Genomic DNA, 19,441 nt, shown 5'->3' with positions numbered 1-19,441 from the left:
AATGAACAATACTCTACTTTTTATAATATTTTCTTCGTGTCCAGTGAAAAGGATCAAGTCCAGAGTCACTTTCAAATTGCTTGTTAGTTACGATTTTGACGTAAATAACGCTCTAACCAACGCTCATCAAGCTGAATTTTTACATTGCGCCAAATTCCGCCAATAAAACCTGATAGGGAAATAAACGAAAAATTTTGAGACTTTGTACGAGCAATTAGTTCACGATTACCCCACGTAGACCGCATTTTCTCAGCCAACTCGATAGGTAAAAAGAATTGAAGCTCAAACCATCCAGGTTGACCCGGTTCATAAATGACAGGAGTAAAACGCCAATGTCCATCTCGCTCCCCTCGCAATCTACAATAAACTATATCGTCTTCGAATACATGTGGAGGTAAAGGCTCTTCTGTTAATAAATGCAAAGGCCAGCGACCTTGCAACATACCGAAATATGACCCCCCAATATCGTTCAAATGTTCCGATACATTTTGAATGGAGGCAATTCCATATTCTGTAAAGTGAGTACTGAGATAGTCATCTGGATATCGGTCTTCAAGGATGTCCCTAAATCTAGATCTAACTTCTGATAGGTCTCGAGTGCCTGCATTTTTTAAAGCACTTTCATCAAGAGACTCAATAGCTTCAATAACCGGCTGAATGACTGGTATTCCTCTGTATTCAATAAGAAATATCTGATGTGCTACTGCATAATCTATCGCAGGCTTTGTATAGCCCGATACACTGAAAATTGCTGATTGATAATTGAAACGAATTGCTGATGCTGTCGAAGCATCACGATGTTTAGTAAAATAGTTTTCAGCGATATCTTTAAGAACACCTACAGAGTTTCTAACAACTGGAATTCCCACTCTTTGGTTGGGGTAGCACTTAGCCTCAACCAAGAGCCTTAATGGAAACATGAATGCAGGGGTTTGCTCTTGTTCAGCTAGCGCATCTATTTGGTGCCATGCTCCTCTACCTTGCACTTCTAAGCCAGAACTATTTACTTGTAAATCGGAGCTATCTACCGAATCTAACGGTTGTCTTACAATCTTGTATCCGACTTTTTTAAGTAAGTACAAAACCGCTTCTTCCAGCATTGCGCCACGAATTTGGGCTACTTTTGCCATTTATTATCCTCTAGTAACTCACGCCCGCAGCATGCGCGGCTTTGGAATGAAGGCGAAGCCGCAATGGAAAAGCCGTCGCCGTGCCTGCGATTGTTAGGGGATTCACACAAGCTGCTTAAAGTTGCGAAGGTGGGTATAAATCTCTGCAATCTCACGTGCATATTCTTCAGGAAAACCCTCTTTGTTAAGCAAGAAAACCATATCTTCCTCCGAAAGTGGCTTGCGCATACGGCTATCTCTCACAAATTCGTAAAACCGCCGCCAGTCCAGAGGATGCAAGCCGGTTCTATTTGCAAGGTTCGTAAAGCGCTTGAACAGCTTCTGGCTTTGAGGTGGAAGTTTTGGTTCAAGCTTACCCTTCGCCGGAATCGTGATGCGATAACGGTTTCCTGTAGCTCTATTGTACTCGGAGAGCAAAGGGCCAATCAGGGCCTTTGCTTCTGCGACATATGTTTCGTAAGTAGGAGGATCTTGAGGACTCCAGCGGTCGGCTCTGATTTCAACGGCTACTTCTTTTGTTGCGTCTGGCTGGATGATTAGTTGGCCACCTAGCCCCTTGTGTTGCTTTGACTTCAACACTCGGAGATTGCTTACACTAAAACTATCGATACCCATCGCGTCATGTTCAACTTCCACGTCAAACTGTCCGGATTTTTCAGCGATCTCCGCCATTCCCTCCAAGAACTCAGTCAAGGGACCGCTCACATTGATATATATTGGCGGCAAAAAATCATGCATGAAACTTCTCCCCTAACGCCAAATTCAGCGGCTGCCGAAGGCTGTCCGCTGTAATTTTTTGTTATGTGTTTTAATCCGCTTTAATTAAGTCATAAGCAATTGTTTTATTGTAATTACTGGCAGCGGTAGACATTAGAAGATCACGTAGGATATGGCCTGTTGGAGAACAGTACCTTGCGACAATAGGAGCTCTTCCTCCTTCCATCCCTATACCGATACTATCGAGTGAAAACTCAACAAGATGATTGGATTTTATTTCTTCACATTCAAATTTAATCTTCGCATTTGGATTATGAAACACATATAAACCATCGAGTAAATCTTCTGGATGATCAGAGCTAACCTCATGAATTTTATAATGTGGTGCTTCTCTGTCATATCTTACATTAAGCACATGAGCTAGATCATGTCCTGTAGACTTACTTAGTGAAGATAGTTTCCCCAGTGTTAGTACATTGGTAAATATAATCGCTGATATATCCTTCGTTTCCTCCGTGTTGAAAATACCAATTTGTATGTTGGAGTCGGTATTTGGTTTTTTAACATAATTTCTTTTCTCATACTGCTCTCTTTCAGGTGAGTAATATAAGCCGTACAATAATGCAAACATTGAGTAAATGTATTCTTTTCCATACTGGATCTGATCGTAGGAAGATAATGCGACAATATAAGGCTTCGAGTCGTTTATCCACTCACAACTTTTATATCCATCGATCCATTTCCCTTTCTTATTTTTRTATCCAGTATATTTTTTTAGTTTCGAATATATTGAGTTCGAGTGTCTCACAATAGCTTCATCTATTAGTAGTGAGAACTCTTTGTCAGTTTGAATCGGCTCAAGCATACTTAATGTGTCATCTGGCGACCTCTCTGATTCAGGAGTTCCTCCTTGCTTTATTTCAGAAACAACAGCTTCAACATAAAACTCTCGCTCACCATCTATAATAAAATCTGGTCTAGTGTATTTCTCATTTATATTCAGTCCAAGTTTTTTAAAAACAGCGTGTAGATAAAATTCCCAAAAAGATGAATGAAAAGTTGTTTGGAATTCGAGAGCAATTTTATTATCCCTATCGTGGAAGTCCTGTGTCCACTCTTCAATTATTCTTCTAGCTCCAGCGTAATATGGCTCATCTCTCAATAGCTTAAATTTTTCATGTAACTTATCTTCAGATAGTCCCGAAATATTCGAAAACACATCCATTTGAGTACTCCTCAACTATTTTGTATGACACATAACGAATAACATGGATTCCCCCTCTTGAGAATCTGCCACACTTAGGTGCGGCCTTTAATACCGGAGGTAACCGTGCCTACTCAATTCTTTTGTGGCGTTGATCTCGCCAAGCACCACTTTTCTCTTCACGCATTGGATGACCACGGAAAAGTCATGCTCCATAAATCTGTTTCACGCGTTAAGTTATTAAACGTTAAAAGCGACACATACCCATTTAGCCGCCGCCGGAAAGCCGAAAAAAATCGCCATTATTGCCTGTGTGCGTAAGATGGTAGTGATCTTAAATTCGATGCTCAGAGACGGCGTGATATAGGATAAAAATCTCGCAAAAATTTAGGATTGACGATATACTCGTTTGTAAAGCTACTTTACCCAAATGAGCGGAATCCGAACACGAACACAGAGATCACCCAAAACGCATACCCCATTAGAAACATGGGTGTGGACCTGTAGATTGACTTTATGCCGAGTAAGTTATTGTTTATCTCTTCAAGTTCGTGAAGCCTTGCTTTTTTAGAGTCACCTTCCAATATAGACCCTTCAATATCATTACGGATATCCTTTAACATTCTGGCAAACGTAGTGTCGTATTTTTTGTCCTTCGCAACTTTTGCAGAAAAGAATACCAATACAAGTAAAATGGCTAGCATTTGGACATATTTCTGATCAACACTCCAACACCCTAGAGTCGCAACAAACAGCCATATAGCCTCTAAATTTAAAATATTGTAACGCGATGATATTTGCGACTTTAAATCCTCAATCCTTTCTATAAACTTCCGCCTCACATCTTCTGGCATTTATTCTTTCCTCAGATTTTCAATAAGCAGCTTAACGCCCGCACTTGCGGCTGGTTTGGAGCGTAGCGGAAAACCAGTCCGTCAAGATGCGCTTGTTACATGCTGTTTTTGTGAACGTAATTGTACGCCCACTCAGTGAATAGCTGTTCAGTTGTATATCGTTCTTTCATTTCGTCACTTGATGGTTTGATATCATCATATCTGCTTTTTTCTTTAAGAAAATCGTCATAGTGGTCGACTAACATTTTGCTGGCTAATTTTAATCGATCTTCTGAATCGAAAATCAAAAAGGGCAATTTAATTATTGGAGGTTTTATTTGGGTCTCTATAGGAGTGGAGAATGATTTGCTCGTTATTTCAGAAACCTCTAGCGCTCTTATGTGCTTAAGCAAGCTGTATTCTATTGAATTTTCGACGTAATAGAACAAATCGCAATAAACGTCTGTTTCACAACCATCATTCTTTCTTGGATGGGTTATAAACTCGACGTTTGGAAACGGGATTTGAAGATTCTCATCTCTAAATCTCACCACCAACAATTTATATAGCTCAACGCCTTTATACTTGAGGTAATAGTAAAACCGATCCGGCTTTTCAACCAATCCCTCTTCCCACCAGAACTTACCGCCAGAGCATTCTTCGCCGCCTATCTCGATCGTATAATCTGGATCAATATCATAGAATGCTTTACTGATTCCATCATATTTCCAATTTTCATAATCGACCAGAATATAATTAAAGCGTTCAGATGCCTTTTTATCTAATCCGAACCGTTGACGCCACATCGCTTCAATTTCATAGGGATTGGCACTTCCATCTTTTGGCGTGTTTGAATCACCCATACGGGAGTAAATTGTACCGGCGCGGACTATGGTTCCTTTCTTGGCCTCATCTCTGGTCAAGAAATAGGGCTTAAAATCCTCATTTCTTATGGTAAGAATATCCAATTCTTTACCATCAATTGTAACAGAGTCCATCTTTACATTTGGTATTTTGTGGTATGCAAAGCTCTTGGTTCTCAAGAAATTAAGAATATCAGCCTGCGTATGCCGCACATCCTTTTCGCTCAGACCAATTATTTTATAATCATCACTCACACCGAATATGATAAATCGGTCTCCATCATACATGATATTTGCCAAACACAAGACATCATGAAGTAGATCATGTAGGTTGGAGTGGTGCTCTGCTTTAAAGTCCCACCAATCACCTTCCTGCTTTTGCTTTACCAATTGCTCAATTAACTCTTTCATATAGCCTCAGGGCTAGGCATGTAACGCCTGGCTTTGCGGCGTGCCGAAGTGCCAGCGTAGGCGCGTCCGACAACAGCCAATTGTTAGAAATACCGCGACTCTGTACCGGATTAACTTTTCAGATCCGGAAAGCCAAATGACGCAAACCCAGTATAGTCAGGGTAAATGGTCAAATGCCTGTACCCGAACATTTTTTCTAGCCTTTGACGAATGTCTTTTTTCGCATTGGCTTTAATCCGAAATGTGTATAGAGCTCCACTGTTGGCACCTTTGCCAGCCTTTGGCTCAAAGACATGAGGTCGCATTGCAAGGCAGCATGCTTGCCGCCCCTCGCTGATTTTCCACCAACCGTTGTTGAAGTTTGGTGTCTTCGGGAACTGGAATGGTTGGCCATCTGGCTTGTTTGAGGCCGCAACCCCGCCAAATAGGAATCCGCCATTTTGGGCAGAAATGCGGGCATCCAAATTCGCTGGTTTCCATGCGAATACAGACGTGGTCCATTCTTTTTTTGAAATGCCCCCCTCTTTACCGAGCTTCCATGGACGGCCTAAGTCGTCCTCCCAACTTCGATATTGGTCATTTTCGTTAATTAAGCGGTCGGTCACATCGAAAGCAAACAGGCGCGCATCGGAATCTTCATCGACGACCTCGCCATTACTCCATTTTTGCTCAACGGCAAACCAAGCTCCGACCCACGCATTGAATGTAATGTCGATTAATCGAGTCGGCGAACCGTAATGCTGAAGCATAGCTAATTGATTGAGTATTGAGAGTCGCCCAGTTGTCGAAGACGAATGAAGTCCCCAACGGTGTAGTTCCACCAAAATGTCTGACTCGGTGCTCGCAAGCTCATCCTCGTTGACTACTTTATTTTTCATCAAACACAGCCTTCTATATTAGGAGCTATGGAGTGCCCAACTAGCATTGACCTGCCCACGCCATGCGAACTTTACGTCACGGTCCGCAGCGTGCCTCATCACTGAGTTAATTTTCTCGACCAAATCATCAAACGATTCAATGGTCACTTCAAAGGGTTTCCAAAACTGCTCAACATCCATGCGAGAACTCACTTATTTTCATTTCTAACGCCGCCAGCATGCGCGGCTTTGTAGTGGAGCCGTAGGCGGAACGAAAAAGCCGTCGCCTTGACTGGCCTTGTTATGTGCGTACTAAACATTACCACTGCACGACGAGTTAAAAGAAAACATACGCACTTCATCACGTGGAAACCAACCTAGTTTTTCATAGAAATATTGAGCATTCAGGTTTTCATTGGCGACAAATAAGTGAGTTTTAGCTATACCAACTTTAGATAATGCATCGACCGCTGAAGATATTAGTTTGGCACCAATTCCTTTGCCTCGACAATTCGAGTTTACAGTCAAATGTTGCACGTAACCTCGACGACCGTCTGTACCCACTAAAATTGCACCTACAATAGTGTCACCATCTACAGCGACAAAGCTGAGATTGGGGTTGCGTTCTAAGTATTTGCCTATGTTTTCTCTAGAGTCTGCATCACGTAGCAACATAGCTTCTGTTTCAGACCATAACTCAATAACTTGAGAGTAATCTGAGATATCCATTTCTCTAATCAATGCCATTTTTCCTCTAAGCACATAACGCTGCCAGCACGCGTGGCTTTGTAGTGGAGGCGAAGCCGCAACGGAAAAGCCGTCGCCGTGCCTGGCCTTGTTAAGTGCTGACGAAATAGCCATAAGTTAACCAAACAGACGAACAAACAAGCACAATGCCTAAGGCCGCAAGAATATCAGCCAAGAAGCTATGCCGCCAACCTGAAAACCAAGCGTTGCTATTCCCCTTAATAGAGGGGTCTCTGTACTTATAGTGCGCAGCCTTGCCCCCGATACCAAACAGCACAAGGCCGCCAAACCCCAAACTCAAGCGAAGTGCCAGCTCATTTCCAGCGAACATAGCAACAACGGAGGCCACGAGAAGCGCTCCTGAAATTGCGAGCAAGAAATCCGGCCAGACCTTCAACTCGATGTTGGTAAATGGATTATTCATATTGTGCACTTAACGCCCACAGCATGGGCAAATTTGGAGCGCAGCGGAAAAATTGTCCCAATGCCTGTGCTTGTTAGCTGCGCTGCACATGTTTCGAAAGATTCGAGACGATTACTTTTAGGTGTCCTATCAACGACACAACATCTTTTTCAGTGATCGACACCTTCTTCCCCAACTGCTCTGGATGGCTGCCCGTTTTCTTTATATATTCTTCATCAACTACACCCATCTTATGCGCGAGAAGGTGACGCTTCTGAAACTGATTTACGACGAACTCCCATTCGGAGGTATCGAGGCCTTCAGCGATGTTAATTCCGGATTCTTCGAGCTTTTTCTTGGCTACGTAAATATTCTGAAAGGACAGCTTAGGGTATCGGTCACGACAACGCTCTCGTGCAAACCCATCAAATACCGAAATGCAGTCCTCTAACCCGTTTTCAATTAGCTTACTTCTTATATCTGATGGTGACTCTTTAGCCAGGTCGAGTATTTTATTGACCAGATCAAAGTTTGCCTCGGCTATCTGTTGGGAGTTGTGCTCAGCACAATCGGGACAGTAACCGAATGCACCATAGATAGCGTACTGCAGGGTGCAGTTTTTGCATTCGACTTTTTCTTCAAGTTCTTCTTCAGAGTAGTAGGTAATGGGAGTTGGCTTTCCCTTTACGGTTATTCCAATGGAAATAAACTGATTTCTTTTTGGTTTTCTCTCCATCTTCTTCATCGTTTTGAGAAGATCGCCAGAAACCTTGTTTAGAACAACTGACTGCGCATACTCAATCTGCTGTTTTGTCCAAAAATGGTCTTGCGGCCCAAGATGTTGGCAATAGGGGCAATAACAATCGGAGAAATCAGGAATACCAGTACCCGGCTTTATCTTGAAGTACTTTTCACACTCGGGGCACTCTCTACCCAAGTAACCTTCTTCATCTTTTTTAATATCCACAGAGTAGGTTTCCACTACTGATTCCTTCTTTCAGCTAACGCCGCCATAAACGGCGCGAGCTTGCGAGCGTCCGGCGACCAATGGGAGCGAATTTGATGGCTTTGTTAGAAGTCTTATTCACTGACATATATAGCTTTACCTGAAACAGTCTTAGCTGTAACTGGTATCGCATACATATAGCCCGTTCCATAACCACCTACAACTGTAGATGTGCTCTCACCAGTAGCGCCCAATAACACTCCATTTGCACCAAGCTTTGCCGCTTGATTTTTGAGTTCTTGTACAGCGTAATCCACTGAACCTTGTTCGGTCCATCCGGCATCGCTTGACGCATTTACAATGCCTATGACCTCAAACTTAGCAGGTGTCTCTAAGTACAGTTTAACCTGGTTTGGTTCCACGGGCGTTCTTTTAGTTCCAGTTACGATTGCCGATCCAGATGCGCACGCAACCAATGATATAGCCAGCAGAGAGACAACTATGGTTTTTATATTGGAAAATCCCATTTACGGCTCCTTTGGCTTCTAACATTGTATTAGTGCGCGCGCTCGATTTTCCAAAACCGTTATACGCGCCTTTTTTCATCTAACTACTTATGATTAAACACATTTTTAACGCTTGAAGCAATCACCTTGTCTGCGAAAGTGTGCACGCCGCCTATCTCGGACAAGGCGTTCACACTATCCTCAAAGGATAATTTTTAACCCTTTGATTATACTACACTAATATTTTCCCTTTCGGCGATAATGTGAATGTGTCTCGAAAAAGTGCGCACACTATTTGGGTTTCCTTACCGATAGGCTGTATGAATATACAGTCTTAGATGGAGGGAAAGGATCATGACCAAAAGCCCGTTTATGGCAAGCCTTCAGCATGAGATTAGGCGACGAGGATGTAAAAACGTTTCTGTCTTATTTGGCGAATGCGCAGCAAGTTTCAACGAACACACAAAAGGTAGCTCTCAATGCACTAGCCTTTCTTTACAACCAGTTTTTAAACCAACCGCTAGGTAAGATTGCGTAAAGCCTTAAACCGTGCGGTGCAAAAGGTCGGCATCACCCATAACCACGTTACCTGTCATACGTTTCGTCATAGCTTTGCCACACAGATGCTTTTGGCGGGTTACGATATTCGCACCATTCAAACCTTATTGGGCCATACCGACCTCTCTACCACGCAGATCTATACCCATGTGATCGGGCAACAATTTGCGGGCACGACAAGCCCAATGGATTTGCTTTAACACCCACGCTACCGCCGTTGGTTAGCGGCGTCCAAAAATGCCATGTAAGAGGCAGAAATATAAAGGGTTAGAATACCAAAGTGCAGAATAGCTGTTTAGGCACAAACGCCTAAAATGTTGGTGAGGTCAGGGTTTGGGAGTTTGCGGGACAATAAATGCAAAAAAGCCGCTGACTGAGCAGCGGCTTTCGGTATGTGGCGGAGAGATAGGGATTTGAACCCTAGAAGGGCTATTAACCCTTGCCGGTTTTCAAGACCGGTGCTTTCAACCACTCAGCCATCTCTCCGGAACGGGTCGTATAGTATGAGCAGAGGTGGCTGATGTAAAGTGACTTTTTGCACTTTTATCGCTAAATGCTGAAATAATCAGCAAACGCCCCTGCTCTATAACCAATGGCGCTGGGTCAGCGCCATATCGGCTTAACCAAAGCGACCGTTAATGTAGTCAGAGGTCAGTTTGTGCTCAGGGTCATTAAAGACTTTTTGTGTGCTGTTTACTTCAACCAAGTCGCCAAGGTGGAAGTAAGCGGTGCGATCAGACACACGTGCCGCTTGCTGCATCGAGTGCGTGACGATCACAATGCTGAAGTTTTTCTTCAGATCGGCAATCAGCTCTTCAATGATACCCGTGGCAATGGGGTCTAACGCCGAGCAAGGCTCATCCATCAAGATCACTTCAGGGGCGACAGCAATGGTACGTGCGATACACAGACGTTGCTGCTGGCCGCCTGATAGGCCTGTTGCGGGCTGATCCAGGCGATCTTTCACTTCGTTCCAAAGCCCTGCCCGCGTCAGTGATTGCTCGACCAGGCCATCTAACTCATCTTTGCCGTCAACCAGGCCATGAATACGTGGGCCATATGCCACGTTATCGTAAACCGATTTCGGGAACGGGTTAGGACGCTGGAATACCATGCCCACTTGCGAGCGAAGCTCAACAATTTCGGTGTCGCGATGATAAATATCCTCGCCATCCAAAATAATATCACCCGATACTTGGCAACCAGGAATGGTATCGTTCATGCGGTTTAGGCAGCGCAAGAAGGTGGATTTACCACAGCCTGACGGGCCAATCATCGCCAAGACTTCTTTTTCACCAATATCTAGACTGACATCGGTAATCGCTGATTTTGAGCCGTTCTCGTAGTTCACAAATACATTACGGGCAGTCATGCGTGGGTTTTCTACGAAAGGTACACCACACGTCTCAGTCGGTGCCGCGGTATTTTGCGGCGTGGCATCTACTACTTCTTCGGTCATGGCTACATTGTTCATTGTTGTCGTCGTCATGGTTATTTCTCCCGACTTACCAGCGTCGCTCAAGACGCTTACGCAGAATCACGGCACAGGCATTCATAAGCGCGAGGAATGCCAGCAATACCATGATTGCGCCAGAGGTGTTTTCGACAAAGCCCTTTTCAGGGTTCTCTGCCCATAAGTAAATTTGAACGGGTAACGCAGTGGCAGCATCCAGTGGCCCTGAAGGGATATCCACAATAAAGGCCACCATACCAATCATCAGTAACGGCGCGGTTTCACCCAGCGCTTGTGCCATACCGATAATGGTCCCGGTTAGCATGCCAGGCATAGCTAATGGCAACACATGATGAATCACCATTTGCATTTTCGATGCGCCGACACCCAAGGCGGCGTCACGTACCGAGGGTGGCACCGCTTTGATAGATGCACGGCTCGAAATAATGATAGTTGGCAACGTCATCAGCGTCAGTACCAAGCCGCCAACAACCGGCGCTGAACGCGGTAGGTCGGCAAAGTTGAGGAACACGGCTAAGCCCAGCAAACCAAACACGATCGACGGTACCGCTGCCAGGTTATTGATGTTGATTTCAATAATCTCAGTGATGCGATTACGTGGTGCGAATTCTTCCAAGTAAATCGCGGCTGCCACCCCGATAGGGAAGCTTAATGCCAGTGTCACCAGCAACGTATAGAAAGAGCCTACGGTCGCGCCCCAGATCCCAGCAAGTTCAGCATCACGGCTGTCACCATTGGTGAAAAAGCGCGAGTTAAACACGGTACGAACACGATCGTCTTCTTTAAGCTGGTTGAACCAGCCAATGTGTTTGTCCTTAAACTGGCGATAAGACTCCGGCAAGCTGCCATCGATATTGCCTTTATTAAATTGGTTGACGTTATCGCCGGCGAGTGCCCAAATTTCTACCTCTTGCCCCACCAAGTCAGGGTTGGCCGCCACACGGTCACGCAAGTCATACTCAGCGCCGTTAGACAGAAAACGGAACAGCTCACGTTTGTCACCACGCGACGTCACGTCTGGCATGGCATCAAAAATGGCACCCGCCAGCACTGAGCGATAACCCAAGTATTTAAGGGTTTCGTCATTTAATGGCTTGCCTTCAATCCCTAGGTTTTCTTCACTTAAATCAACGGTCAAGCGAATTTCCGTGGTGTAGAAAGCCGTATAGCCTTGCGAGACGATCGAGCCGAGCAATAAAACCAAGAAGGTAAACGCAAGGAAAATAGAGCCCATTCCGTAAAAACGAAAACGTCCTTCTTTCCCGCGGCGCTTTGCTAAGCTTGCCCTTACCCTTGCGCGCTTTTCTTGCGCCATTTTTTCGATTTTATCAGTCATATTGTTCCCGGTATTTCTTCACGATGTTCAGCGCAATCACGTTAAGTGCGAGTGTCACAACAAATAATGTCAGACCCAAAGCAAACGCCGCCAAGGTCTTTGGACTATCAAATTCTTGGTCACCCACGAGTAAGGTTACAATTTGCACCGTCACTGTGGTCACTGAGTCAAGTGGATTGGCCGTTAGATTCGCAGACAGACCCGCCGCCATCACCACAATCATGGTTTCGCCGATTGCACGTGAGACAGCCAGCAATAAGCCGCCCACAATGCCGGGTAACGCAGCCGGTAGAACCACTTTACGAACCGTTTCTGACGGGGTGGCACCCAGTCCGAACGAACCATCACGCAGCGATTGGGGGACAGCGGTGATCACGTCGTCTGACAATGACGAAACGAAAGGAATAATCATGATCCCCATTACCGCGCCCGCAGCCAGAGCACTCTCTGATGAGGCACTGCTAAAGCCGATCGCCTGTGCCACATCACGAATAAACGGCGCGGCGACCAAGGCGGCAAAGAAGCCATAAACCACCGTCGGAATACCGGCGAGGATTTCCAGAATCGGTTTAACGATACCCCGTACACGCGGCGATGCATATTCGGCCAAGTAGATGGCACTCATCAACCCGACTGGCGCCGCAATACACATGGCGATAAACGAGATCATCAAGGTGCCAGTGAACAAGGGAATCGCACCAAATGAGCCACTCGCCGCCTGCTGATCGGCGCGCAATGCAATTTGCGGCGACCACTCAGTACCAAAGATGAACTCAGTGACCGGAATCATTTGGAAAAAGCGCAACGCCTCAAACAGCACCGAGAGCACAATGCCCAGTGTGGTTAAAATCGCGAGTGTTGAGCAAAGCAGCAAAAACGCCTGCATCACATTTTCAACGCGATTTCGAGCGCGAAGACGTAATCGCAGAGAGCGCCAGCCAAAAGCCAAACCCGCTAACGCGAGCGATGTCATTGCGGTGAAACGCAATGTCGTTCCCAGTTGGTTCAGCATTTGATAGTGGTCAGCCGCTGCCAACAAGACAGCATCGTCAGTTTGGGTGATGCCACGAGCGACGTTTCCAATCTGACTGTATAGCAAGTCGGCATTGCCGAACTGCGTAACATACGCATCAGATATCTGTGCCATCACCAAACTGTGGATCAAGTTGGGTTCTACCGCTTGCCACAACAATAAGAGAACCAGTGCCGGAATAGCCGCGAGAATCGCAACATAAGAGCCGTAATAATTAGGACGAGAATGAAGCTTACTCAATCCGCCAGCCGTATCGGCGAGCTTAATTGAACGTGCTCGAGCAATAAAAAAGCCTGAAATTGCAATTACAGCAATTACGGTCATCAGCATGGGTGTTGTCATTGTTCCTCCTGAACACGCACAAAGGTGGCACCTCATGTGTGCCACCTTTTCGTGTTCACACTGCGCTTACAGGTTTGGTTTTAGGTCAACTGCGGCGCTGCGTACTTGTTTCCATTCACTGTTGTCGAGTGGGATAAGGCCACGGTCAGCCAGGTAACCCATGTTGCCGATAGCATCTTCAGCAGTGAATGCGGTCACGTAGTCTTTTAGACCTGGGATCACGTCTTCGTGTGCTTTTTTCACGTAGAAGTACAGTGAACGTGATACGGGGTAGTCACCGCTACCAATCGCGTCAAACGTTGGTTCAACACCCGCGATTTTTGAGCCTTGTACCTTGTCAGCGTTTTGCTCTAGGAAGCTGTAACCGAAGATGCCAAGTGCGTCTGGGTTTGCTTCAAGCTTTTGCACGATAAGGTTGTCGTTCTCACCCGCTTCGATGAAAGCGCCATCTTCACGCATGCCGTGACAAATCGCTTTGAATTTGTCTTCGTTGCTGTCTTCAAGCGCCGCCACTTCTGGGTACTCGGCACAGCCCGCTTCCATGGCTAGCTCAACAAAAGCGTCACGCGTCCCTGATGTTGGTGGTGGACCTAGCACCTCAATTTTGGTGTTAGGCAGTGATGGGTTCACGTCTTTCCACGTTTCATTTGGGTTGTCGATAAAGTTGCCGTTGCCGTCTGGCACGGTTTTAGCGAGCGCGGTGTAGATCTCTTTCAAGCTCAAGTCATATTGCTGAGACATTTTCGAGTTTGCCAGCGCGATACCGTCATAACCGATTTTGATTTCAACAATGTCGTCAACACCGTTTGACTTACAACGGTCGATTTCCGAGCTTTTGATTTTACGTGATGCGTTAGTGATATCTGGCGTGTTTTCACCCACACCTGCACAGAACAGCTTAAGACCGCCGCCTGAACCGGTAGATTCGATTTTGGGTACTGAGTATTGCGACGTGCGACCGAAGCGCTCAGCAACTACAGTAGCAAAAGGGTAAACGGTAGAAGAGCCAACGATGCTAATGTAATCACGGTTTGCGGCCGTTGCGCTACCTGAGGCCAGCACGGCCATTGATACTGTAGTAGCTGCAAAGAGAGCTTTAAGTTTCACATCAACCTCCAAGTCGATTATTTAAGTTAGTGCTGTGCAAATCAATTTATCTACACATAACGAAGAACTCGGTTAACGGGGAGACACATTAAGAGCACAAAGTGACAGTTCCTTTATGCAATCATGAAGGTTTGATGACAGTGCGGCGCTTTTGTAACAGATTCAAAAGTTGTTTTTACCACGCTGGCGCTGTGCGTATGGCGGGCTAGGATAGACTCACCAAGGACTGACGCGCGTAGACTCGATGCACCATCGAACGCCCCGTCCTCCACCTTTTTTGATGAGTAAAGGCAATGATAGATGCCAAAGATAATGTCTCGTTAAACGCGCGTGCCGACGAGACACCGATGCATGGCGATACCGTGCCGAGTAAGCCGGTCGTTTTGTTTTTATGCGATGGTAAGCACGGTGCCTCTTTGATGGCCGCCGCGGTGATGGTAAACAAAGCCAGCAGTTTTTTTGATGTCCACTGCGCACATACATCCAGCACTATGCATACTGCGCAAGCGTCAAAAGCGTTAATTCAGTTTCAACTCTCAACGTCAGGGATCACGCCGTCCCCGCTGGCCGAGCTGAGATTGACGTATGTTGATTATCTGGTTGCGATGAACCCCGCTGCCGTGCAGTCCGGATTACCATTACCTGATTATGGAAAATTTGTACCCTGGGATGTGACTGAGCATAGCGAGGCAGGCTTGACCGCCGTGCTCCGAACGATCAATCAAAACATTAACTATTTTTTGTCTTTGTACTTATTTCGCTAACGCTGACAGACATTGCCAAGGTAATAAAAAAGTGCGCCGCGTGGGCGCACTTTTTTTGTTTAGTGCCTCGTGCTTAGTGCACATCATCCGAGCCTAAAGGCTTCCGCTTGCTCTTTGATACTGGCGTTTTCTTTTTCCAACCGTTCGTACGCTTGACGGGTTTGCTCCGCCGTCTCGGCAAGTGATTCCGCTGCCCGGTGAATCGCTGACACATTTTGGTTCAAGTCGGCCGCTGCCGTGGTTTGCTCTTCGGTCGCGGTAGCAATCGCGCCTGTCATTTCTGATACCTGCTGCGTCGCATCATTAATGGTGTCAATCGCTTCTGCCGCCCGTTTGGCATCGTCCAGCCCTTTTTGCGTCAACGTTTGGCTATCGCTCATCACTTTGTAGGCTTGACGCGCTTTCGTTTGCAGCCCTTCAATGATTTGATTGATCTCATCGGTCGATGATTGGGTTTTGGTCGCCAATCCACGCACTTCATCAGCCACGACCGCAAAACCTCGACCCGCTTCGCCCGCGCGAGCAGCTTCAATGGCTGCGTTGAGCGCGAGCAAGTTGGTTTGCTCGGCGATGGTGCTAATCACTTCCGAGACTTTACCAATATTTTCGCTGTCTTCGGTTAACGCCTCAATCACTTGCGATGCTTCATTAACTTGGTCTTTTGCCGCCACGCTTTGCTGGTAAGATTGTTCAAAGGTCTGCCGACCTTGCTCCGCGTATTCACGCGTCTTATCAGTGTGCTCCGCGGCATTCACCGTATTGCTCGCCACTTCCCCAAAGGTCGACTCCATTTGCGTCATCGCACTGGCAAGCTGTGACAGCTCCCCACGCTGTTGCTCAACACTGTTCACGGTATGACTGACCTGGGTCGACAGTTCATCACTCACTGTTTGTAAGCGCTGGGTGCCTTTCACTAAAGACCCAATCAACGCGGTAATGCTTTCTTGCATTTGCGCAAAGGTATTAGCGGCTTGCCCCAGCTCGTCGCGGTTAAAAGCGTTAAGATCCAAACGTTGGGTAAGGTCACCACTTTCCACCCGTTGCATTTGGGTAACCAGCTGCGCCAGCGGCCCACGTATGCGCTGTTGTAGCAATAACGCCACACCCGCCATCAGCACAATCAGTGCAACAATCACAGCAATACCGATATAGATTAGTCGCTCAATTTTTTCCGATTCTCGCGTCTTAATAGCGTTGGCTTGATCTTCCAACGTCTCTTGCAGCGTGGCCAAGTTGGCAACTATCTGGTCAAACGGTGCCAGCATAGGGCCCAGCATTTTGCGGCGCGCATCGTCCAGTCGGCCATTATCGATAAGCGAAATGTAATCGTTTTGCATGTCGCGGTAATTGTTGAGGCGTGTCTCGATGGTGTCTACCGCCTCTGTATTGCTATCACTGACCGTTAATGCCTTCATTTTGTCGAGCGCTTCACCGACTTCTTGATCGTTGCGCTCAATTTTCACCAGAATATCGCGATGCTCTTGTTTGTCATCGGTTAAACCGTAATCGAGTGCGAAGCGGCGATAAGTGACGGTAAAATAGCGAAGGTCAGATACGGTGCTAAGCAGGCGAACATTACGCTCTACCACATCATTAAACTGTGCCTTGACGGTGTTTATCTCGCTAAATAGATACGACCCACTCGCCGCGACCGCAATGCCGAGTGCAAGAAACACCACGCGTAAATACTGTATGATCGTCATTGGTTACCCCGCTGCCCTAAATCTCATTATTAAATTAATTGTTTTTTTGCGCACGAAGTAACGGGTACGGCCTATTACTGCAATAGGTTCATTCTCAGTAAGGTTTTTCTTGGTGGTCTTTTTACCGTTCACACCACAAAAAGCAGCAATCCATGGCAGGCCACAACCGCCACCGTCAAGCGACCACGCATGGTTTGATAGGCGGAAGACGTGTCCTCACTCTCACTTTTTCGGATCCATTTTTCCGCTAACCATACCGCTAAATAACCGATGGCAAGTAACCCGGTGGCAATCAAGTATTGGGTCGCCCCTTGAATCAACGCCCCCCAGGCCAGTAGTGCAAACAAGTTACTCAGCAGTAACGCATTTCGGCTCAGTTTATGAGAAAAATGATCGATACCATTCCCCCACAGTACACCAGACAAAAAGCTCAAAATCACCGCACTGTAGCTTAAAAATAACTGCTCTCCACTGAGACCAAATAAGGTCAGATCGGCCCAAGTGACGAGGACGCCGCCAATAAAAGGTAGCAAGCCAAGGTATCCAAGTTGCAGCATGGTATCGCGTGAAGCGGATTGTGGTTTCATCATCTCACTCCTAAACAATCTATTAAGGTTTTAATCAATCTTGAGTGTACGAAGACAATCTTCCACTGGCCGTCTTATCGACACATTTCGCTGCTTTTCTCAGCACTTCAATCCAACATAATGTGATTAATGGCTCTTTTTTTTGCAAAGAATGGTCGCGTTGCGTAAATTGTTGCGCGTTTTGTTGTTAAAAGAGGAATGATTCATGTCAACACGAAGTACGTCGGATGCGAGCAATGCGAGTGCATTGCAGCATCCGTTTGCCGATTGCGTCACACAAACCGGCCTGTTTAAAGGTGTTCATAAAAATATGATGATCGCCGCCACGCTTCTGGTTTGTGTCTTCGTGTTTTTTACCGGATTTAATACTGATTTAGCTGGCCGTGTATTTGCCGCTGCTCGTGGCTGGGTGGAATCGACCTTTGGTTGGTATTACATGCTGGTACTGGTGCTGTTACTGATCGCCAGCTTGACGATTGCCGTCACGCGTTTAGGTAACATTCGTTTAGGTGATGACGACGACCGGCCCGAGTTTAGCACCTTCTCGTGGCTATCCATGTTGTTTTCCGCGGGTGTCGGCGTTGGCATACTGTTTTTTGGGGTAGCCGAACCCACGCTCTACTTTGATACAAGTGGTGCGTTCGGCTACCCCAACAACCCGTATGCAGATATGGCCGGTGCCACCACCATGGGCTTTGATCGCGCCGCCGATGCGTTGCGTGTCACCTACTTCCATTGGGGCTTTCACGGCTGGGCGGTGTATGTGGTTGTGGGCCTCGCGCTCGCCTATTTCTCGTTTCGGAAAAAGCTGCCTCTCGCGCTACGTTCCACGGTGCACCCACTGATCGGTAATCGCATTTACGGGCCCATCGGCCATATTATCGATATATTGGGGGTGCTTGGCTGCGTGTTCGGTGTCGCCACCTCTCTGGGGCTCGGTGTCAGTCAGATTGCCGTGGGGCTCGATCGCCTATTTGGCATCGATCCAGGTATCGCGACTCAAGTTATCCTTATTGCACTGATTTCTGTGGCCTCTATCTTGTCGTCTCTCTCTGGCGTCGGCAAAGGGATCCGAATCATTTCTGAGTGGAATATCATCGTCTCCGCACTGGTGATTGCCTACTTTTTATTCGGCGGGCCTACGGCTTGGTTAGTGCAAATATTTGGGGCATCACTGAGCGACTATTTGGTCGAGTTTATCCCGATGGGGCTGTGGTTCCCGGAGGCGAAAGGCCCCTCTGCATGGCAAAATGCCTGGACCATTTTCTATTGGGGCTGGTGGATTGGCTGGGCGCCCTTTATTGGCCTATTTATTGCGCGTATTTCTCGCGGCCGCACCTTACGAGAATTTGTCGTTTGCGTGCTGTGTGCGCCAACCCTAATGATTTTTGCTTGGCTGGCGATTTTTGGCGGTAACGCGTTGCATCAAGAGCTTGTCGCTAATGCCGGGATTGGCACCGCTGGGATTATTGATTTGGTCAATGGTTGGGACTTACCCGCGGCGCTGTTTGCCACCGCCGATGGCATTACTGGCGGCGGGATCTGGGGATGGATACTCAACGCCATGATGATCTTCTTGCTATTTAGTTGGTTCATTACCTCGTCCGATTCGAGCACCCTTGTGCTTACCACGATTCTGTCGATGGGCAATGATAACCCGCCTAAACGCTTTCGAGTATTCTGGGGCACTATGATCGGTGCCGTCGCTGCCGTATTGTTGGTTGCCGGTGGGTTAAGAGCCCTGCAAACCGCGAACATGGTCACTGCCCTGCCCATCAGTGTGTTAGTGATCTTGATGACCATCAGCGTGATGAAGTCTTTACTGGCAGAGTCGGTGGGTAAATCCACCGCCTCGACACCATCACAAGCGAGCAGCTAAACCGCATTTAGCAAACCAAAAAAACGCCACCGCATTGGGTG

Annotated in this window: 19 protein-coding genes, 1 tRNA gene and 3 pseudogenes; 6 read left to right on the top strand and 17 right to left on the bottom strand. The window is 46.7% G+C overall.

Going from position 1 to position 19,441, the window contains the following annotated elements:
• Positions 1-83: 83 nt before the first annotated feature.
• From BZG20_RS10955 to BZG20_RS10945, 3 genes are all read right to left on the bottom strand, one after another.
• Complete coding sequence (locus BZG20_RS10955) at positions 84-1,130, bottom strand: restriction endonuclease (RefSeq protein ID WP_077579011.1); 1,047 nt, start codon at positions 1,128-1,130, stop codon at positions 84-86.
• A 102-nt stretch (positions 1,131-1,232) separates the two neighbouring features.
• On the bottom strand, positions 1,233-1,868 hold the full coding sequence (locus BZG20_RS10950) for a hypothetical protein (protein WP_077579010.1): 636 nt from the start codon (positions 1,866-1,868) through the stop codon (positions 1,233-1,235).
• Positions 1,869-1,938: 70 nt separating this feature from the next.
• A complete protein-coding gene (locus BZG20_RS10945) occupies positions 1,939-3,072 on the bottom strand; it encodes a hypothetical protein (RefSeq protein ID WP_077579009.1) in 1,134 nt (377 codons plus the stop codon).
• A gap of 105 nt (positions 3,073-3,177) precedes the next feature.
• On the opposite strand from BZG20_RS10945, the pseudogene BZG20_RS15930 reads away from it, so the two are divergent.
• Together BZG20_RS15930 and BZG20_RS15925 are read left to right on the top strand one after the other, a co-directional pair.
• Positions 3,178-3,294: pseudogene (locus BZG20_RS15930) on the top strand (IS110 family transposase); the annotation flags it as partial.
• 7 nt (positions 3,295-3,301) lie between these two features.
• Positions 3,302-3,418, top strand: a pseudogene (locus BZG20_RS15925) (IS110 family transposase); the annotation flags it as partial.
• Positions 3,419-3,473: 55 nt separating this feature from the next.
• Here the strand turns inward: BZG20_RS15925 and BZG20_RS10935 are convergent.
• The 7 genes from BZG20_RS10935 to BZG20_RS10905 all read right to left on the bottom strand — a co-directional run bounded on the left by BZG20_RS10935 (position 3,474) and on the right by BZG20_RS10905 (position 8,638).
• The gene (locus BZG20_RS10935) at positions 3,474-3,905 is read right to left on the bottom strand and encodes a hypothetical protein (RefSeq protein ID WP_077579007.1); all 432 of its coding nucleotides are present in this window, start codon (positions 3,903-3,905) and stop codon (positions 3,474-3,476) included.
• Positions 3,906-4,000: 95 nt separating this feature from the next.
• Positions 4,001-5,158, bottom strand: coding sequence for an ATP-binding protein (locus tag BZG20_RS10930; RefSeq protein ID WP_077579006.1), 1,158 nt, complete (start codon positions 5,156-5,158; stop codon positions 4,001-4,003).
• Positions 5,159-5,268: 110 nt separating this feature from the next.
• Positions 5,269-6,036 (bottom strand): FRG domain-containing protein, encoded by a 768-nt coding sequence (locus BZG20_RS10925; protein ID WP_077579005.1) that lies wholly within the window; start codon positions 6,034-6,036, stop codon positions 5,269-5,271.
• Positions 6,037-6,327: 291 nt separating this feature from the next.
• Positions 6,328-6,762: a GNAT family N-acetyltransferase gene (locus BZG20_RS10920; protein WP_077579004.1), complete on the bottom strand. Its 435-nt coding sequence runs from the start codon at positions 6,760-6,762 to the stop codon at positions 6,328-6,330.
• 91 nt (positions 6,763-6,853) lie between these two features.
• Positions 6,854-7,186: a hypothetical protein gene (locus BZG20_RS10915; protein ID WP_077579003.1), complete on the bottom strand. Its 333-nt coding sequence runs from the start codon at positions 7,184-7,186 to the stop codon at positions 6,854-6,856.
• A 73-nt stretch (positions 7,187-7,259) separates the two neighbouring features.
• Positions 7,260-8,147: a hypothetical protein gene (locus BZG20_RS10910; RefSeq protein ID WP_077579002.1), complete on the bottom strand. Its 888-nt coding sequence runs from the start codon at positions 8,145-8,147 to the stop codon at positions 7,260-7,262.
• A 98-nt stretch (positions 8,148-8,245) separates the two neighbouring features.
• On the bottom strand, positions 8,246-8,638 hold the full coding sequence (locus tag BZG20_RS10905) for a hypothetical protein (RefSeq protein ID WP_077579001.1): 393 nt from the start codon (positions 8,636-8,638) through the stop codon (positions 8,246-8,248).
• Between the two features lie 367 nt (positions 8,639-9,005).
• Between BZG20_RS10905 and BZG20_RS16255 the strand changes: the two genes are divergently transcribed.
• Positions 9,006-9,155, top strand: a complete 150-nt coding sequence (locus BZG20_RS16255) for a phage integrase N-terminal SAM-like domain-containing protein (RefSeq protein ID WP_077579000.1) — start codon at positions 9,006-9,008, stop codon at positions 9,153-9,155.
• Between the two features lie 46 nt (positions 9,156-9,201).
• A pseudogene (locus BZG20_RS16250) lies at positions 9,202-9,375 on the top strand (tyrosine-type recombinase/integrase); the annotation flags it as partial.
• A gap of 195 nt (positions 9,376-9,570) precedes the next feature.
• Here BZG20_RS16250 and BZG20_RS10890 read toward each other — a convergent pair.
• The 5 genes from BZG20_RS10890 to BZG20_RS10870 form a co-directional block, all read right to left on the bottom strand.
• Positions 9,571-9,661, bottom strand: a tRNA-Ser gene (locus BZG20_RS10890).
• A 133-nt stretch (positions 9,662-9,794) separates the two neighbouring features.
• On the bottom strand, positions 9,795-10,547 hold the full coding sequence (gene pstB, locus BZG20_RS10885; protein ID WP_241828133.1) for a phosphate ABC transporter ATP-binding protein PstB: 753 nt from the start codon (positions 10,545-10,547) through the stop codon (positions 9,795-9,797).
• 133 nt (positions 10,548-10,680) lie between these two features.
• Complete coding sequence (gene pstA, locus BZG20_RS10880; RefSeq protein ID WP_077578998.1) at positions 10,681-11,985, bottom strand: phosphate ABC transporter permease PstA; 1,305 nt, start codon at positions 11,983-11,985, stop codon at positions 10,681-10,683.
• Positions 11,978-13,360: a phosphate ABC transporter permease subunit PstC gene (gene pstC, locus BZG20_RS10875; protein ID WP_046075216.1), complete on the bottom strand. Its 1,383-nt coding sequence runs from the start codon at positions 13,358-13,360 to the stop codon at positions 11,978-11,980. Before pstC ends, pstA begins: the two co-directional genes overlap by 8 nt.
• 66 nt (positions 13,361-13,426) lie before the next feature.
• The gene (locus BZG20_RS10870) at positions 13,427-14,467 is read right to left on the bottom strand and encodes a substrate-binding domain-containing protein (RefSeq protein ID WP_046075217.1); all 1,041 of its coding nucleotides are present in this window, start codon (positions 14,465-14,467) and stop codon (positions 13,427-13,429) included.
• A 293-nt stretch (positions 14,468-14,760) separates the two neighbouring features.
• On the opposite strand from BZG20_RS10870, the gene BZG20_RS10865 reads away from it, so the two are divergent.
• A complete protein-coding gene (locus BZG20_RS10865) occupies positions 14,761-15,231 on the top strand; it encodes a hypothetical protein (protein WP_077578997.1) in 471 nt (156 codons plus the stop codon).
• A gap of 83 nt (positions 15,232-15,314) precedes the next feature.
• On the opposite strand, the gene BZG20_RS10860 is transcribed toward BZG20_RS10865, so the two are convergent.
• Together BZG20_RS10860 and BZG20_RS10855 are read right to left on the bottom strand one after the other, a co-directional pair.
• Positions 15,315-16,934 carry a methyl-accepting chemotaxis protein gene (locus tag BZG20_RS10860; RefSeq protein ID WP_077578996.1) on the bottom strand — a complete coding sequence of 540 codons (1,620 nt, stop codon included), beginning with the start codon at positions 16,932-16,934 and terminating at the stop codon, positions 15,315-15,317.
• Positions 16,935-17,062: 128 nt separating this feature from the next.
• Entirely contained in the window at positions 17,063-17,524 is a 462-nt protein-coding gene (locus BZG20_RS10855; RefSeq protein WP_231637438.1) for a DUF3429 domain-containing protein, read from the bottom strand.
• 202 nt (positions 17,525-17,726) lie between these two features.
• Here BZG20_RS10855 and BZG20_RS10850 point away from each other — a divergent pair, with 202 nt between their 5' ends.
• Positions 17,727-19,400 (top strand): BCCT family transporter, encoded by a 1,674-nt coding sequence (locus tag BZG20_RS10850; protein WP_077578995.1) that lies wholly within the window; start codon positions 17,727-17,729, stop codon positions 19,398-19,400.
• The last annotated feature ends 41 nt before the right edge of the window (positions 19,401-19,441 follow it).

This window comes from Salinivibrio sp. IB868, from assembly GCF_001995655.1.
Lineage (GTDB): Bacteria > Pseudomonadota > Gammaproteobacteria > Enterobacterales > Vibrionaceae > Salinivibrio > Salinivibrio siamensis.
The sequence above is the reverse complement of the archived record's forward strand: the minus strand, read 5'-3'. Positions and strand labels throughout refer to the sequence as shown.